Origin of the sequence: Mycolicibacterium sp. ND9-15 (assembly GCF_035918395.1) — a bacterium.
GTDB lineage: Bacteria > Actinomycetota > Actinomycetes > Mycobacteriales > Mycobacteriaceae > Mycobacterium.
This window is the reverse complement of sequence record NZ_CP142362.1, coordinates 4,486,719-4,504,024: the sequence shown is the minus strand read 5'-3', so window position 1 is coordinate 4,504,024 and position 17,306 is coordinate 4,486,719. Positions and strand designations below refer to the sequence as shown.

10 protein-coding genes and 1 pseudogene are annotated in these 17,306 nt (G+C 65.9%); 9 read left to right on the top strand and 2 right to left on the bottom strand.

Annotated elements, in window-relative coordinates:
* Positions 1 to 19: 19 nt before the first annotated feature.
* Genes QGN32_RS21285 through QGN32_RS21270 form a run of 4 tightly spaced genes read left to right on the top strand, consistent with a single transcriptional unit; the run spans position 20 to position 2,792 of the window.
* Positions 20 to 1,216, top strand: a complete 1,197-nt coding sequence (locus QGN32_RS21285; RefSeq protein WP_011856882.1) for a cytochrome P450 — start codon at positions 20 to 22, stop codon at positions 1,214 to 1,216.
* A gap of 28 nt (positions 1,217 to 1,244) precedes the next feature.
* Positions 1,245 to 1,406, top strand: a complete 162-nt coding sequence (locus QGN32_RS21280; RefSeq protein WP_156442342.1) for a hypothetical protein — start codon at positions 1,245 to 1,247, stop codon at positions 1,404 to 1,406.
* Complete coding sequence (locus QGN32_RS21275; protein WP_011856883.1) at positions 1,391 to 1,843, top strand: PaaI family thioesterase; 453 nt, start codon at positions 1,391 to 1,393, stop codon at positions 1,841 to 1,843. The genes QGN32_RS21280 and QGN32_RS21275 overlap by 16 nt, the downstream gene beginning before the upstream one ends.
* Before the next feature lie 58 nt (positions 1,844 to 1,901).
* Complete coding sequence (locus QGN32_RS21270) at positions 1,902 to 2,792, top strand: alpha/beta fold hydrolase (protein WP_011856884.1); 891 nt, start codon at positions 1,902 to 1,904, stop codon at positions 2,790 to 2,792.
* Between the two features lie 133 nt (positions 2,793 to 2,925).
* Here the strand turns inward: QGN32_RS21270 and QGN32_RS21265 are convergent, their stop codons facing one another.
* Positions 2,926 to 3,795 carry a metal-dependent hydrolase gene (locus QGN32_RS21265; RefSeq protein WP_011856885.1) on the bottom strand — a complete coding sequence of 290 codons (870 nt, stop codon included), beginning with the start codon at positions 3,793 to 3,795 and terminating at the stop codon, positions 2,926 to 2,928.
* Positions 3,796 to 3,899: 104 nt separating this feature from the next.
* Between QGN32_RS21265 and QGN32_RS21260 the strand changes: the two genes are divergently transcribed.
* The 4 genes and pseudogenes from QGN32_RS21260 to QGN32_RS21245 all read left to right on the top strand — a co-directional run bounded on the left by QGN32_RS21260 (position 3,900) and on the right by QGN32_RS21245 (position 15,064).
* Entirely contained in the window at positions 3,900 to 4,535 is a 636-nt protein-coding gene (locus QGN32_RS21260) for a TetR/AcrR family transcriptional regulator (RefSeq protein WP_011856886.1), read from the top strand.
* Positions 4,536 to 4,865: 330 nt separating this feature from the next.
* Positions 4,866 to 7,988, top strand: a complete 3,123-nt coding sequence (locus QGN32_RS21255; RefSeq protein ID WP_011856887.1) for an MMPL/RND family transporter — start codon at positions 4,866 to 4,868, stop codon at positions 7,986 to 7,988.
* Positions 7,989 to 8,175: 187 nt separating this feature from the next.
* Positions 8,176 to 14,013, top strand: a pseudogene (gene mobF / locus QGN32_RS21250) (MobF family relaxase).
* A gap of 727 nt (positions 14,014 to 14,740) precedes the next feature.
* On the top strand, positions 14,741 to 15,064 hold the full coding sequence (locus QGN32_RS21245; RefSeq protein ID WP_326546211.1) for a hypothetical protein: 324 nt from the start codon (positions 14,741 to 14,743) through the stop codon (positions 15,062 to 15,064).
* Between the two features lie 199 nt (positions 15,065 to 15,263).
* Here QGN32_RS21245 and QGN32_RS21240 read toward each other — a convergent pair whose 3' ends face one another.
* On the bottom strand, positions 15,264 to 16,670 hold the full coding sequence (locus QGN32_RS21240) for an IS1380 family transposase (protein WP_326546210.1): 1,407 nt from the start codon (positions 16,668 to 16,670) through the stop codon (positions 15,264 to 15,266).
* A gap of 490 nt (positions 16,671 to 17,160) precedes the next feature.
* On the opposite strand from QGN32_RS21240, the gene QGN32_RS21235 reads away from it, so the two are divergent.
* Positions 17,161 to 17,283 (top strand): helix-turn-helix domain-containing protein, encoded by a 123-nt coding sequence (locus QGN32_RS21235; protein WP_235629913.1) that lies wholly within the window; start codon positions 17,161 to 17,163, stop codon positions 17,281 to 17,283.
* Positions 17,284 to 17,306 lie beyond the last annotated feature (23 nt).

Here is a 17,306-nt window from a genome sequence, read left to right as displayed (position 1 = left end):
TTGGTGGTCGGAGGTCTTGGTGGTCTCGGTGCAAATTCGTTACGACCCGTTCGACGCCTCGATTCTCAACGACCCCTATCCGACGTATCGGTCGTTGCGTGACACGGCTCCGGTGTACCGCGCCGAGGAATCCCATACCTGGGTGTTGAGCCGGCACGCCGACGTCCAGGCCGCAGCACTGGATCACGGCACGTACTCCTCGGTGGACGGCATCTTCCCCACCCCACCGGGATCGGACTTCATCGGCTCGTTCCTGCCGATGATGATCGTGATGGACCCTCCGCGCCACGACCAGTTGCGTGCCCTGGTGAGCCGGGCGTTCACTCCCCGGCGGGTGGCCGGGCTGCAGGGCGCCATCACACAGATGGCCGCGGAGTTGTTCGAGCGCCTCGACGAGGGCTCTGGTTCGGCGGACTTCGTGACCGACTTCGCCGCGATCCTGCCCGCCGCGGTGATCGCCGATCTACTGGGCATTCCCGCCACCGATCGTGATCAGTTCCGATTGTGGTCGAGCCAACTGGTCCAGGTCGACGTCAACCACGGACAAACCACCGACGCACTGACCGCCGCCACCTCGATCTACGCCTACTTCACCGACTTCCTCGCCGACCGCCGCCAAACCCCCCGCGAGGACATGATGTCGGCGTTGGCGAACGCCACAGTCGACGGGATCAGACTGACCGACGAGGAAGTCCTCGGCTTCTGCGCGCTGCTGCTCGTCGCGGGCTACGAGACCACCACCAATCTGCTGGGGAACTCCGCGGTCGTGCTGGCCCAGCATCGGCAGACCCGCCGACGCCTGGCCGCCGATCGAACACTATTGGGGCCGGCAGTTGAGGAGTTGCTGCGCTACGACTCACCGGCACAGGGACTTTCACGAACCCTGACCCGCGACGTCACACTGCACGACACGACCATGCGTCAAGGTGAGAAGGTGCTGCTGCTGTTCGGGTCGGCCAACCGCGACGAGCGCGCCTTCCCCGATCCTGACGTGTTCGACATCGAGCGCACCAGTGAGCACCAGGTCGCCTTCGGTCGCGGCATCCACTTCTGTCTGGGCGCGGCACTGGCGCGGATGGAGGCCCGCATCGCTCTGGATGCTCTGTTGGACAAGGTGCCCGACTGGGAGGTCGATCTTGAATCGGCGCGGCGGCTGCGGTCCGGACCGATCCGCGGCTACACATCGCTGCCCATCACTTGGACCACACCGGTCTAGCCCGTGCCCCTCCTCGACGACGCGTCGTGTGCATCACCGCGCGGCCAGGTTCTTCATCGCCGTCGATATCGAGCACTCCGCCGCGCACGGCGACCTCGGCGCATTCGGCGACATGCTCAAACGATTCGCGGGCTCGAACGGTGATCGACCCATGACCGGACAGGAGAAAGGGGCATGGTGGTGGCAGTGACATTCGCGCACTTCGATGAGCAGATCGCCGACCAGCTGCTCAGATCGCCGAACACAGCAGGTGGACTGTCGAGGTTTCTGAGCTTTCGGCACACCGAACTCGCCGCCGGTCGGCTGGTGGCAGAGATGGAAACCCGTGCCGAACTGCTCACACCCTTCGGCACCCTGCACGGCGGATGTCTATCGGCGATGGTCGACCACTGTCTCGGAGTCGTGTTCTACCCCGTCATTCCGGCCGGATCATGGGTCGCCACCACCGAATTCAAGCTAAACCTGCTGCGACCCGTGTCCACCGGTGTGTGTGTCGCCGTCACCGACATCGTGTCGCTGGGCAAGCGCAGTGGAGTGGCGCGCATCGACATTAGCAACGGCGACAAAGCCGTCTGCGTAGCCCAGGGCACGGTCACGATCGTGAACGCCGCGGGCAACGCACTATGAAGGCGCTTGCTGCCGGGCCCACGCTTCGGGCGGACGACGATCTCGCCAGGAAGGTGTCATGACCTCCGCCGTGCAGCATCGGGTCCGAACCCAGGACGGGATCGCCCTGGCTGCGGACTGCTACGGCCACGATGACGCCCGTCCCGTCGTGCTGCTCCTGCACGGCGGCGGCCAGAACCGGCACGCGTGGAGCACTTCAGCGCGTCGCCTCCACGCATGCGGATACACAGTCGTCGCCTACGACACCCGCGGTCACGGCGACAGCGACTGGGACCCAGCCGGCAGGTACGACATCGAGCGACTCGCGACCGATCTTCTCGCCGTGCGCGAGCACTTCAGCGCCTATACCGCCCCTGCGGTCGTAGGTGCATCCCTTGGGGGCATGACCGTGCTCGGCACGCATCTGTTGACATCCGGGGCGTCGTGGGCGGCGGTCGTCCTGGTCGACGTCACCCCGCGACTTGAATTCCAGGGCGCCCGTCGCGTGGTGACGTTCATGGCCGCACATCCCGATGGCTTTAGCACCCTCTCTGACGCCGCAGAGGTGATCGCCGCGTACAACCCCCATCGCTCGCGCCCGGCCAACGTCGACGGCCTGCGCAAGGTGCTACGGCAGCGTCACGACGGCCGCTGGATCTGGCGGTGGGACCCGGCATTCATTCACTCCAACTTCGACTTTCTCCGCGACGAATCGACCACGGGAACGGAGCAATTCGACGCAATCAGCCACCTGCTGATCGACGGAGCCCGACGGGTCAATGCCCCAACACTTCTCGTAAGGGGCCTCTTGTCCGACGTGGTCTCCCAAGCCACCGTCGACGAGTTCAAGCAACTGGTTCCCCACGCCGAGACCGTCGACGTATCCGGCACCGGACACATGATCGCCGGCGACGACAACGACGCCTTCGGCTGCGCCGTCACCGAGTTCCTCGGCCGGAACCTCCTGTAGGTCGCGACGTTGGTCGAGCACCATCGATCGGCCAGTAGTCAGAACCGATCTTGACTTCACAGCGCGCGAAGCGGAGCCCATGAAGTGTTCTTCGGTTAAGGCCGACTTTGAACTGTGCCGGGCTCTGGTCGAGCTAGACGCCACTACGCACTTGCTGGCCACCATCGGCGTCGAAGAGTTCCTTGGTCCAGCGTTCGAGGATTTCTGCGCTGTCCCAGTCGTCGGGATGAAATCCGGCGCGGGTGTAGGAGCGAAAGCGCGCAATTGCTGCTGGGCTGAATAGCGGGTTATGACGGAAGGCTCGAAGGCTGCGCAGCAAGCGCACCGGGTTGTAGGCGGAGCGGTCACCAGCCAGAGAGCGGGTGGTCTGGATGACCAACTCGCTGAACAAGAGGAGGCTGGCGATCCGCATCCCCCAGACCCTGGTGCGTTCGCTTCCACCGACCGTCTCGTAGACATCGAAAGCAACGGCCTTATGCTCGCATTCTTCCAGTGCGTGCCAGAGCAGAATAGGCCGCACTTCGGTGTCGCCGATCAGTTCTTGAGCTTCGTCGCTGGTGAGAATGATCTCGGCGAATGTCGCCGTGTAGTGCTCGAGGGCGGCCGTCACAGCCAGGCGCATCTTGGGAGAAAAACGCTTCTCAAGTCGGCCAACCAGCTTCTTGACATGCCGATCGATCCCCTCGGTGGGATAGCCCATTGCTTGAAGCCGATCGTTGAGCAGCCGATGCTGGTGTCGGTGGGTGGCCTCTTGTGCGATAAACCCCTTGACCGCCTCCTTGAGGTCAGCGTCGCTGATGTGGTCCCGGTACTCGCGGACTGACCGGATAAAGAAGTCTTCGCCTTCGGGGAACGTGGCCGACAAGGTGGACACAAAGTGGCTCATCACCAAGTCGCCATCAACGAAGTGCTGCCGACTGGTCCCAGCAGGCATATCGAATCGAACACGGCGGGGCTTCGGGACGACCCGTGCGGTGGGCCGTGTGGACGAATCGTCGCTCATGTTGTTCTCCCATTCGCCAAGGACGCGCTGTCAATCTGACTCTAAGCCTTGTCAGAATTAGATGGCAAGCTATCCACGTGGTTTCGGCGCGGGTGTATAGCGGAATGTCCGCCGAGGAGCGTCACCGGAACCGGCGCACCCGTCTCATCGAGGCCGCAACGGAGTTGATCGGCACGCGCGGCGTTGCCGCCGCCACTGTGACTGCCGTCTGCGCTGAATCGGGTGTCACGTCACGGTACTTCTACCAGCACTTCTCCGACCGAGACGCACTCCTGCGGGCTGTCTACCAGCAGCTCTATGCCACCTTCCAGGAGGTGATAGTCGACGCGATCCCCGATGCCGGCGAGCCACCGGAGGTATTGGCGTACGCGCCAATCCGCAGGCTGGTCGGCATGATCGACAACGACCCGCGGCTGGGTCGGATCCTGTTCGTGGAATCTGCAACCGAGCCGCTGCTCCGAGAGCTACGCAGCGAACTAATGGCAGGTTTCACCGACCTTGTCTTGCGCGAAGCCAGACTTCACCTCGACATCGCCGACTCTGCCGTGGGGGTTGCCCATTTGGCTTCGACCTTGGGCGTGGGAGGGCTATTCGAAGTCTTGCGCCGCCGACTCGACGGAGAACTGGAATTCACCACAGATGAACTCGTTCAGCACTGCGCAGGTTTCCTGGGCAGCCTAGGCAATTACGTGCTGCTGCAGAACACGGGCCAGTCGGCCACAACCGAAGCGCAAACCTAGAGCTAGCGGCCCCGCTACGCGATGTGGCCGTGCGTGCGCCCGACGACCAACGTCCGAGAACAGCAACAGCAAGACCCTGAACGGCATCCAAGGCCAGTGTCGTCGACTTACAGCGTCAGCCCTGGCTTCCAGAAACCCACTGAGTGTTCGATCATTCCTCTGCCCACTGCGACCGTCGGCCCGGTCCCGACTCGATAGCGGTCGCCGGCCCCTTCGCCAGCCGCGCGCTTTGCGCGGCCTGGCGACGACGGCCCCGCCACCACTTGCACTACATGCGGTAGCGTAGCGATACCGATAGTATCGCTACGATTCGCTACTAGTGGAGGCCCAGTGACCGACGGCACTGCAGATTCCCCAGGCCAGGCCACGCGCCGTGGCCAGCGGGACAACGGATCCCCCAACCCGGCCGAAACCCGCGAGTACAGCGAACGGTTGGCAGCGCTAGCCCGATTCACCCTCCGACACAAAGCGCTGGTCATCGGGGTATGGCTAGGCGCCGCGGTCGTCCTCGCGTTGCTGTTCCCCCAGCTAGAAACCGTGGTGCGCCAACAGTCGGTGGACCTCATCCCTCGCGATGCGCCGTCCTTGCAGACGGTTGACCGCATGAGCGCCGCTTTCGGCGAAGAAGGCTCAAAAACCATGGTGTTCGTCGCCATGGAAGACCCCAATGGCTTGACTCCGACTGCACGGCAGCGCTACGGCGAACTCGTGCGCCGGTTGCAGGGCGAAGGCAACCACGTCCTGCTGGTGCAGGACCTACTGTCCGATCCGATTACCGAAGCCCAGGCAGTCAGCGCCGACCGCAAAGCTTGGTACCTGCCCGTAGGTGTCACCGGCACCCTCGGAGACCCCACGGCCGCCGAATCGGTAAACGCGGTGCGCAACATCGCCGCCGAGGTCTTCACCGGCTCGACCACGACTGTGCAAGTGACGGGACCACCGGCAACCTTCAGCGACATGATCGCATCCGCCGAGCACGACCTGCTGCTGATCTCAATCGCTACCGCGGGCGTGATCGCCCTGATCCTGCTGATCGTCTACCGGTCGGTGTTCACCGCGCTGTTACCGCTGCTAGTAATCGGGTTGAGCCTGGCAGTCGGGCGCGGCGTGCTGTCCGCCCTCGGCGAGATGGGCATGCCCGTCTCCCAGTTCACCGTCGCCTTCATGACTGCGATCCTGCTCGGCGCGGGAACCGACTACACCGTATTTCTGATCAGCCGATACCACGAACAGCGCCGCGCCCAAGTACCCGCCGATCAGGCCGTCATCCACGCCACCGCCAGCATCGGGCGCGTCATCCTCGCCTCCGCCGCCACCGTCGCACTCGCGTTCCTGGCCATGGTCTTCGCGCGGCTCAGCGTCTTCGCCGCCCTTGGCCCCGCGTGTGCCATCGCCGTACTGTTCGGATTTCTGGCCACCGTAACCCTGCTGCCACCGGTGCTGTCGCTAGCCGCCAAACGCGGCATCGGTGAACCCAAACCCGATCGCACCCGCCGCTACTGGAACAGCGTCGCCGTCGCCGTGGTCCGCCGTCCCGTGCCACTACTCATCGTCAGCCTGGTCATCTTGCTCGCCCTGTCGGCAGCGGCAGCAACCATCAAAATCAGCTACGACGACCGCAAGGGCCAACCAGACACCACGGCCAGCAACCTGGGCTACCACCTGCTGGACCGCCACTTCCGCAAAGACGTCGTCATCAGCGAATTCCTCGTCGTGGAAAATCCGACCGACATGCGGACCGGCAAAGGACTGGCCGATCTTGACGAGATGGCCTCCCGCGTCTCCCAGATCCCCGGCGTCACCAAGGTTTCCGGAGTCACCCGCCCCACCGGAGAGCGCCTCGACCAAGCAGAACTGGCCTGGCAGAACGGCCAGATCGGCGACAAAATGGCCGGCGCCGTCGCCGAGGGCAACTCCCGCAAGGACGACCTCACCAAACTCACCGACGGCGCCGACCAGCTCGCCGACGGCCTCGCCCAACTCGACAGCACCGTGCGCACCGCCTTCACACCACTAGCCGGAATCCTCACCCAAGCCCAATCCGCAGGAACTCAGGTCAACCAATTCCGGCCGCTGCTGCAACAACTTTCCGCCACTGCCCCCGCCGTCGACCAAGCCATCCAATCCGGCCCAGGACTACGACCGCTGGCCAACCAAGCCCAAAACGCAATCACTCAACTCGACCCACTCGTCGGCGCCCTCAACACCTCACCCTGGTGCGCCACCACCCCACAATGCGCCCAAATCCGCAACCAGGTCCAGATCCTGGTCACTCTGCGCGACAACGGATTCTTCAACCAAATCGCCGACCTCGGGGACCGCTACGATCCCGCCACCAATGCCACCGTTGGTGGCACCCTCGCCAACGTCCAGAACGCAGTCGCCTCACTGGACAAGGCATTCGGAGCCCTGGGTGACCCCGCCGACCTGACCACAAATCTCCGCCGATTGCAGGACGGAATCGGACAGCTGGCCTCCGGCGCCCAAGCACTCGCCACCGGCGTCCGCACCCTCGCCGACAGCAACATCGAAATGCTGTCCGGCATGAGCCAGATCGCCACCCAACTACAGAACTCCTCGCGCGCAGCGGCCGACTCCGACTCCTCGAGCGGTTTCTACCTGCCCGCCAACGCATTCGAGAACCGGCAATTCACCGACGTCGCCGAACAATTCCTCTCACCGGACGGCAAAACAGCGCGGTTCATGATCGAAAGCAGCCACGACCCATACAGCGTTGAAGCCATGGACCTCGCCAGCCGCATCACCGACACCGCCAACACCGCACGACCCAACACGTCACTCGCCGACGCCACCGTGTCCGTAGCCGGCTTCCCCGCCGTCAACTCCGATATCCAACGACTCCTCTGGGCCGACTTCGCACAACTAGCCATCGCCACCATCATCATCGTCGGCGTCATCCTGGTCCTACTACTGCGCGCACTCCTAGCACCGCTCTACCTACTAGGCACCGTCGTGCTCAACTACCTCGCATCACTCGGCATCGGCGTCGTAGTCTTCCAATGGGGACTGGGCCACGAAATCGCCTGGCCCGTACCGCTGCTGGCGTTCATCATCCTCGTCGCCGTCGGCGCCGACTACAACATGCTGCTCGTCTCACGGCTCCGCGAAGAATCCGGAACCAACATCCGCGTCGGCGTCCTGCGCACCGTGGCAAACACCGGAGCCGTCATCACCTCCGCTGGCCTCATATTCGCCGCCAGCATGTTCGGCCTCATGGTCGGCTCAGTCGCCATCATGATCCAAGCCGGCCTCATCATCGGCTTCGGGCTGCTGCTCGACACCTTCCTCGTGCGCACCCTCACCGTGCCCGCCATCGCCACACTCCTACGCGAAGCCAGCTGGTGGCCCACCAAAGCAACAAACCCGCGACCCGGTCAGACCAACCCAGGAGGCATTAAGGACGCACCTCACGTGCTGGTCCAGGAGAGGTGAAAAGCGAACAGAGCAATACCCGGCGCTACATGCCGACCAGCGTGAAGGCGTATTCACCCCGAATGAATACGACCCCTGCGCCGGTACCCGCCGGCTGAGACTTTTCTAAGAACCTCCGGTTTGGTGGTGGCTTCGCCAACCGCCAAGTTCGTAGCGTGCGGCGCATGCGGACGCCTGCGTGCGCGTCATGGTGATGACGCTGCACAAGCTGACCGCTGGGGACGGATACCTGTACCTGGTGCGGCAGGTCGCTGCCGCCGACAGCACCGAGCGCGGCCGCTCCACGCTGGCCGACTACTACTCAGCCAAAGGTGAATCGCCCGGTCGGTGAATGGGTCGCGGCTTGGCCGCTCTGTCTGACGCCGGCCGCTGCGAAGCCAGTCCGCAAGCCCGCGAGGCGATTTGGACCGTCGATGAGGGATCAGGCGTCAGCGAGGCGCAGATGCGCGCCCTATACGGATTGGGTCTGCACCCCAACGCCGAGCGCATCGAGACCTACGTCATCGGCCGGAGCATGGGCTCGGGGCGGGCGGCCAGCCGACTCGGTCGTGAGTTCCTGGTACGCGACGGCGAACCGGAGTACGCGCGGCGTCTGGCGGTGGCCTTCCGCGACCACAACGCCGAGAACGGCGCACACTGGAACGCCACCATCGCCCCGGAGATCCGCGCACAGATCCGCACCCGCGTGGCTGTGGAGCTGTTCGTCGAGGAGTACGGCCGCCCACCGGCCGATGACCGCGAACTGTCCGGATTCATCGCTCGCAACACCCGCGCCCGCACGACCGCCGTCGCCGGATACGACCTGACGTTCTCGCCGGTGAAATCAGTGTCGGCGTTGTGGGCCATCGCCCCGCTATCGGTGGCCGAGCAGATTGAGGCTGCCCATGATGCGGCCGTCGCCGACGTATTGGAGTGGCTGCAAGATCAAGCCACCTTCACCCGCACCGGCGCCGGCGGCGTCGCCCAGGTCGACGCCGAAGGACTCATCGCCGCAGCGTTCACCCACCGCGACTCTCGCGCCGGCGACCCCGACTTACACACCCACGTCGCGATCTCCAACAAGGTGTCCCACGTGGACGCCAACGGCGTGCGCCGATGGCTCGCCCTAGACGGTCAACCGCTGCACCGGGTGACGGTCGCGGCCTCGGAGTTGTACAACACCCGCCTCGAAGCTCACATGATCGACAGGCTCGCGGTGCTGTTCGTGGAGCAGTCCCGCGGACGAGGGAAACGACCGGTCCGCGAGATCGACGGAATGTCACCAGAATTGATGTCACGGTGGTCGAGCCGGCGGGCCGCAATCACGGCGCGCACAGCCGAGCTGGCCAAGCAGTTTCAGGCCGATCACGGCCGCGAACCAACCAACACCGAAATCATCGCGTTGGCCCAGCAGGCGACGCTGGAATCGCGCGAGGCCAAACACGAGCCGCGATCGCTGGCTGAGCAGCGCCACGTGTGGCGCACCCAAGCCGTGGAAGTCCTCGGGCGAGACGGGCTGCACCGCATGTTGGCCGGTCCCGACCGGTCCCAACCGAGCCCGCACCACGCCCGTCGTCGACCATGAATGGGTCGCGTCGCGTGCTGGCGAACTGATTGCCACGGTGTCGGAATCGCGGGCCACTTGGCAGCGTCACCACGTGCGCGCAGAAGCGCTGCGAATCGCTCGATCGCACGGCGTGGCGCACGATGTCGCATTGGTCGAACGACTCACCGAGACCGCTCTGTCAGACGCGTTCTCGGTGCCGCACGCCCGCATCGCCGACGCCGAATTCGGCGAGCCTGTCGCCTTGCGTCGCCGCGACGGTGCCAGCGTCTACTCCCGCCACGGCGTTCAGCTCTACACCAGCCGCGACACACTCGCCGCCGAGCGGCGCATTCTGGACGCGGTGCATCGCTGCGACGGCCGCGCCGCCACCGCCGCCGATGTCGAACTGGCGCTGGCAGATTCGGCGGCGCGCGGACGCACACTCAACCCCGGCCAGGCCGCGCTGGTCTCAGAGATGGCGACCACCGGGCGCCGTGTCGCGCTCGCGCTCGCACCCGCTGGAACCGGCAAGACCACGGCCATGGCGGCGCTGGCGCATGCGTGGCGCAGCTCGGGCGGACACGTGATCGGTTTGGCCCCGACCGCCGACGCCGCGATCGTGCTCGGGGCCGACCTGGGCGCCACCACCGACACCCTCGACAAGTACGTCTGGTCAGCCGATCCGGACAAGGCCGCGATCTCCGGCGTCCCCGACTGGTTTCAGCGGGTCGGTCCCGACACGCTCATCATCGTTGACGAGGCCGGCAAGGCCGCCACGGCCGGCCTGGACGCGATGATTACCGACGCGCTGCGCAAGGGCGCCAGCGTGCGCCTGGTCGGTGACGACGGCCAGTTGTCGTCCATCTCGGCCGGCGGTGTTCTGCGCGACATCGCCCGAAGCCACCGACGCGCTCACGTTGAGCGAAGTCGTGCGATTCAAGTCACCGGCCGAAGCCGCCGCCGGGCTCGCGCTGCACGACGCCGACCCGGCAGGCATCGGCTTCTACATCGACCACCACCGCATCCACGTCGGCACCGACGAGACCGCCGCCGACATGGCCTATCACGCATGGCGGGCCGACCTGGCCGCAGGCGCCGATTCCATCCTGCTCGCACCGACCAACGACGTCATCAACGAGCTCAACGCCCGCGCCCGCGCTGACCGGCTGGCCGCCGATCCCGACGCGGCCACCGCGGCCACGGTGGTGCTCGCAGATCAGCTGCACGCCAGCGCAGGAGACACCATCCGCACCCGCAAAAACAACCGCCGAATCACCATCGGGCGCAGCGATTTCGTGCGCAACGGCTACCGCTACACCATCACCGAAGTCCTCACCGATGGCAGCGTGAAAGCCCGCCACCTGCGCAGCGGACGCATCGTCACGCTGCCCGCCGACTACATCGCCGAACATGTCACGCTGGGCTACGCGGCCACCATCGACTCCGCCCAAGGCCTGACCGCAGGACGGCGCGATACCAAGGGCACCTGCCACATCGTCGGCTCCGACATGCTGACCCGCCAGCACCTCTACGTCGCGATGACCCGCGCCACCGACGAAAACCACCTGTACCTGTCCACCGCCGAAGGCGATCCCCACCGGCTGCTCTCCCCCAAGGCCACCCACCCTGACACCGCCGTCGATGTCCTGACCCGCGCCCTGGCCCGCGACGGCGCCCAGGTGTCGGCGACCACCGAATCCCGCCGCGCCGAGGACCCGGCCACGCGGCTACAAGCCGCGGCCGACATGTTCTACGACGCCTTGGGCGTGGCAGCCGAAAACCAGCTGGGAGCCGGTGCGCGGGATCGGTTAGACGCCATCGCTGATGACGTCATCCCCCGGCTGAGCCAGCGCGAGGCCTGGCCGGTGCTGCGGCGCAACCTGTCTGTCCTGGCGCTCGGCGGCGCTGATCCCCGCGAGCTGCTGACCGACGCGTTGGCCAAGGGCAGCATCGACGACGCCGCCGACCCCGCCGCGGTCCTCGATCACCGCATCGACCCCGCCGGCACCCACTCCGCCGGCATCGGGGTGCTGCGCTGGCTTCCGGCCATCCCGCCGGCGCTGGCCGACGATCCGCACTGGGGTGCCTACCTCACCCGCCGCGAGCAACTCGTCCAAGGCCTGGCCGACCAGATCCGCGAGCGCGCGCGGGCCTGGACCAACGCGACCGCCCCCGCCTGGGCGCGGCCGTTGATCACCGTAAACCCGACACTGACCGCCGAAATCGCGGTGTTCCGCGCCGCCACCGGCGTCGAGGACGCCGATACCCGTCTCACCGGCGCACGCCAGTACCCCGTGCGCCGTCCAGGCGACCCTGCAGCGCTACGCCGCTGCCGACATCGGGCGGCGCAGTGCCGACACCACCCGCTGGAACGACCTCATCGACGCCATCGACCCGCGCCTGCGCGCCGATGCCTACTGGCCACAGCTGGCCACCCAACTCGCCCAGGCCACCCGAACCACCGCCGACCTGCGGCAGATCATCACCACCGCTGCCCGCCAAGGACCGCTGCCCGACGAGCTGCCCGCCGCCGCGCTGTGGTGGCGCATCGCCGGCGCACTGTCTCCGACCGCCACCCTGGCCACCACACATTCGCGGCTGCGGCCCGCCTGGATCACCGACGTCGACGCCGCGTTCGGGGCCGCGCTGACCGAAACCATCACCTCCGGCCCGGCCTGGCCCGGCCTGGTCGCCGCCATCAGCGCCGCCGACCCGACCACGTGGACCCCGCGCGACCTGCTCCATGTCGCCGCCGAACACCTCGCCGACGCCGCCGACGCCGACCACCCAATCCCTCCAGCCGACTACGCACGATTAATCACCTACACCGTGGATGCGTTCACCCACCGGCTGCAAGCGCGTCTCGGCATCGACGTCGAAGACCTGCCTACCCCCGAGCACGCCCCACCGCACCCCGACGAAGAGGCACTGTTCCCGCCCGACCCTGAATACCCCTTCGCCGACATCAACCAAGCCCCACCCTTCGACGACCACTTCGACGCCGCCCAACCCGATGGCTCATTCGAATACACCTCCGAAAAATTCGGAGATTTGCAATTCGAAGACCTCTCAGCAAACCGTCCTATACCCGAATTAGGCATCACCATGAATTTGGTCACCACGCTTCAGAAGGAATACCGCGAGGTGTGCGAAACAATCAAAAACTTGGACGCAGAAATTCGCGCGGGAAATGGCCCCGCTATGCGCGATGCGGCCGACGAGCTGTTGCGGATGCGCCGCCAAGTCGACGCCGATCGACCCTACGGCCACGCCGTCGCCACAGTGATGGAGCAGTGGGCCGATGCCGACGCCGCCTACAACGACACCCTGCGCCTGATCGAGCACGCCCGCACTCAGCTCGACCTGCTACAGACCAACCCCGATGCCGACGAACTCGACATCGCCTCAGCGCAAGCCGATCTGGCCTTTCACACCCGCCGCCTGCCCGAACAGCCACCGTCGCATCAGTTTCACCAGGCCTTCGCCGAGGCGCAGGCTGCGCGCACCGCGGCCGCCGGCGGCCACAAGATCGTCACCGAGCACGACATCGCCGCCGCACGCGGCGACGCCGAGCGCGCGGACCTGGCCGCCCGCGCGCTGCTACGCGACCGCCGCCAGGCGCTGCGCCACGAGCTCGACCGCGCTGAGCGCGACGTCGCCGGTGCCTTCGCCGCGGCCCAGACCGCCACCTCCGACACTCTCGAGCAGCTGCTGAAATCGGCCCGCTCCGAAGTTGCCCTGCTCCAAGTGGCCGGCGACGCCGACCTCACCCGCACGCCCATGCCCATCCCCGCGGCGGCCCTCACAGCGCACGAGCCCCACACCGCCGACCGGCTCAAATCCTTGGCCGCGCAGCCCTATCGGCTCGTCGTCGTGCGCGCACACTCCACCGACCGCGAAACCGCCGCGGCGCTCTACACCCTGCGCAGCACCGCCAACGCCAACAACCGCAAAGTGCTCTGGCTCTCGACCACCGACGCCAGCGCGGCGCCCGCCCGCGAGGCCGAGCTGGCCGACACCATCACCACAGTCAGCCATGCGCACCAGCAAGTCAGCGGCCAGCAATGGGCGCTACCACCGGGAGCCATCGTCGTAGTCGACGACCCCGCGGCCGCCGAACCCGACGAGCTCGCCGACATCGCCCGCCACGCCGCAGCCGCAGATGCCCGAGTCATCCTCATCGACCCCAGCAACAGTCGCGGCCCCAGCTCGTCGGCGGTGCGGCTGCTCACCAACTCCCTGCCGTGGAACACCACTCTTACAGCCACCCCGTCAGGTCCCGCAGATCCGCTTCTAGACGCCATCCCAGCCGTCACCTTGGCCGATCGCCTCGGCCGCACCCACCTCAGCGAATCGTGGCGTCACTTGCTCGCCCAGTACGACAATGCCGCCCGCGGTGTGCGCGCCGCCCAGCGCCGCCACCTCGCCCTGGGATGGCGCGATCATTCACGGAGCACTGAAGCGCCCGAACACACACTCGGCGCCAACATCGACGACTGATCCGACGTGCTGGCTGACCAAGACTGGTACCGCCGGCGAAACCGCTCGCGAGCGATTAGCGAGAGTTCGCGAGTTTTTCCACCCGCGCATCCACAGGACGGCCCGTCTTCTTGCTAGCAGTAACTGCAGCGCGTGCCGCGGCCTGCCGCACGGCGAGGCTACGGCCTGATTTCGACTTCGGGGGGTTGCTGTTCGCCGTTGCCACCGAGACTCCCCTCTACGTCGACATCCAAGGCGGTGTGCTCCGCGATTACCTGGACGATATCTGAATCGTCTCGTGTGGCTAGTTTAGATTGCAGCAGCGTATCGAGCATCTTCCAGCCCAAGCGCCGCTTCTGTGTCGTCTGCGCTGAATGTCCGCTCTAACGCCCAGGTGACTCGACGCCACCGTTCACTTCGGCGGTCAGCGACATTCTTCTGCTGCCAGGTGACCAGCACACCGCCGATAGCCACAATCCCGACATCAACCTCACCCACGCCTGTGTAGGCATCTTCAAGTCCTTACCTGTCCGCCTGCCGCGAACGGTAGAAGATTGGACAGACAATGCCGGCTGCGACACGCGGCCGATGTCGGTCGGCCCGTTCTTGAGCCGCGTAGCATGCTCGACGTGGCACCCATGCTGCCTAAGTCTTCGCGCCGCTCTCCCGATCAGTCGCGAGCTCACCGATGATCCGCCGACTGCGATCTCCGCGGTTCCAGCGGATGCGGGCCTGCAATTCCGAGACGATGCCCTTGGGCATCGATCCCGACATCTTGAGCGCTGTGCGCACGGTTTACAGCACCGACCTTGGATTGCCCGACGACTGGACCACCGCTCGACGAGCCGAGTTCATGGCCGCCGAGGCCGAAAAGATCAGCTGGATGGTTCGGGCGTTGGCCAGCACACTCGGCCGCCAGAACGTTGCGAATTGGAGCCGGAGATCACGCGGCAGCGCTCCCGGTGCCGCAGTACGGGCCGAGTTGACAGCGCAGGCTCGTACCCAAGCGTTGGACTCTGTGCTGAGCACGGAGTTATACGAGCTCATCGCTTCTGATGAGTACGAGCTTTGAGCTCTAGACCTGCTGAGCGAGCCACCCGCTAGCCTCGATTTTTCGTCGGGGTTGGCGATGGTCGGCTGCGACCGCTCGGTGGGCGTGGGTAGAACGTTTTCGTGTTCAGTGCGTGTGGAGTCGTCCCGTGTCGCCGGGTGGGGCGGGCTTTCCCAGGGCCAGTGGGTCTTTCGTGATCGGTGGTCAGTGGGGCTGGCGGTTATCCGAAGGCGGTGCGCAGGTGTTGCCAGGCGGTGGCGATCTGGGCGGCCCAGCGCCAGGTGGCGTCGATACGCAGCCGTAGTTGGCGGGCGCCGTGGGTGATGCGGGCGGCCACGTGCAGGACGCGGTAGCGGAAGGTGGTGATCTCGGCGCGGGCCAGTCCCGGGTGGGTGCGGAATCCGATCAGGCGGGTCCAGGTGACCAGGTCGGTTGCAGTGAGCACGATTTCCAGCCAGGCGGCGTTGGCCCAGAAGCCGTGACAGGGCAGGTTGCGCAGGCCGGTGGCTTTGAGCTCGCGGATGCGGTCTTCGACGCGGGCGTGCTGGCGATGCCGCAGTTCCAGGCCGGCGAGTTGACCGGGTATGACACCAGGTGGTGTGTCGGTGATGAACGCGGTGACCCGCATCCCGTCGGCGTCGGTGAACCGCAACTGCGCACCGGGATGGGGTCTTTCCTTGCGCAGGATCAGCCGGGTTCCGGCTGGCCAGCTGTTCAGGTTGACCAGGTCGGTGGCCTCGGCGACCCAGGCGCCGCCGCGGATGCTACCGCCGGAGTCGATCGCCGGATACCAGCACTGTCCGAGGTTGAGGGTGTCCACGGCGTCCTGCACGCGGGCATCGACGGGGTAGCCGAAGGAGTACCCCACTCCGGCAGTGCGGCAGGCGTCGGCGAAGGTGTGGGTGGCTCCGGCGGTGTCGCAGCGCACCAGCACCTTCGGTGCCTCGGGGTCACCGCGACGATCGGGGTCGGGTCGCCACCGCGGCGGCAGGGACTCCAGCGCCCGCCCCAGGACGATGACGTGATCGGAGGCGGTGTTGGAGCCGGCGTTGCCGGTGCGCAGCAGTCCGGCCAGGGCTTCCCCGCCGGCGATCTCGGGGCGGTCCAAAAACGCCAGCAGCGGGTGATGACCGAACGTCTTCTTCCAGGTCGGTGTGGCACCGGTCTTGTTGTCGGAGTGATCGATCACCAGGGTTGCATCGATGTCGATGTGCAGCCAGCCCTGACCCTCGGGGGCCGCTGCGGCTTCCCAGGCCGCCGCGCGCGCACCAGCCGGCGCTGCCCGTACCCCGGGTAGGTGCCCGGCGTCGATGCGCTGATCTATCAGCCGCCACATGGTGGTCGTCGAGGCCTTCGCGCCGAACACATGCTCGCGATCGCCACACAACTGACCGACCCCGTCGATGCAATCGGCACCGTCGGCGACCGCGGCCGCCAGATCGCAGAACACCTCCCCGGGCGCGTACACCCACGGACCCCGGTAAGTGTCAGCCAAAACAGCGGTGACCTGCGCCGACAGGCCGGTGCGGTCGGCGAGTTCACGCAGCAGGCCCATCCCGGCATGCGACAAGACACCATGGCCGTCGGCCGACACTTTCACCCGCGAAGCGGCCGCGATATTCTTCACCTGCGAAGTGCCTTCCCGTGGGAACGATCCGAACCTTAGATAAGTCCGATTATTCCTTGCAGGACAGGCACTTTCGCGTATCTACACCCTGTTTCGCACGGCATTTCACGAAAAATCTGGGCTAGAGCCAAATTCACCGCTCGTCGGGGACAAGCGAAGACGATTAGAGAATTTGCCACTCTGGCCGATCAAAGATGCCTCAGGTGGTGGACCGCGTTCCGCGCATCGGCATACGTTCAGGCGATGCGAAATCGTTCCAGGACCCCAAAGCCGAGTGGCGAGCCTGTCGCGTTGGGCCGGATTCTACCCTCGGTAATTATGGCACTCGCCTGGCGGCAGTCGACTCGAGGTTCTCTTTCGCCAGTCCTCGAACTGGGCCAAACTGCCCTCGCTCAAACACGTCGTTTTTCGATCGAGGGAGGTGATTCAATTGAAGAGCAATGCTTTTGACGGGCTGCCGCTACTGCTTGCAGTCCCCCGGGCAGCCGCCATGCTGGGAATCAGCCGAGCAGCAGCTTATCGTCTAGCCGCTGCCGGCGAACTGCCAGTGCGCAGGCTTGGTGGCCGGGTCTATGTCGTGACCGCGGAGCTGCAGCAGCTGATCGCTTCGTGAAGGCCGATCACTTTCCCAGGGCG

Excerpts from the sequence above, each read along its gene's own strand:
- QGN32_RS21260 (WP_011856886.1), top strand. The coding sequence starts at position 3,900 with ATGTCCGCCGAGGAGCGTCACCGGAACCGGCGCACCCGTCTCATCGAG.
- QGN32_RS21245 (WP_326546211.1), top strand. The coding sequence starts at position 14,741 with ATGCCCTTGGGCATCGATCCCGACATCTTGAGCGCTGTGCGCACGGTT.
- QGN32_RS21270 (WP_011856884.1), top strand. The coding sequence starts at position 1,902 with ATGACCTCCGCCGTGCAGCATCGGGTCCGAACCCAGGACGGGATCGCC.
- QGN32_RS21235 (WP_235629913.1), top strand. The coding sequence starts at position 17,161 with ATGCTGGGAATCAGCCGAGCAGCAGCTTATCGTCTAGCCGCTGCCGGC.
- QGN32_RS21265 (WP_011856885.1), bottom strand. The coding sequence starts at position 3,795 with ATGAGCGACGATTCGTCCACACGGCCCACCGCACGGGTCGTCCCGAAG.
- QGN32_RS21275 (WP_011856883.1), top strand. The coding sequence starts at position 1,391 with ATGGTGGTGGCAGTGACATTCGCGCACTTCGATGAGCAGATCGCCGAC.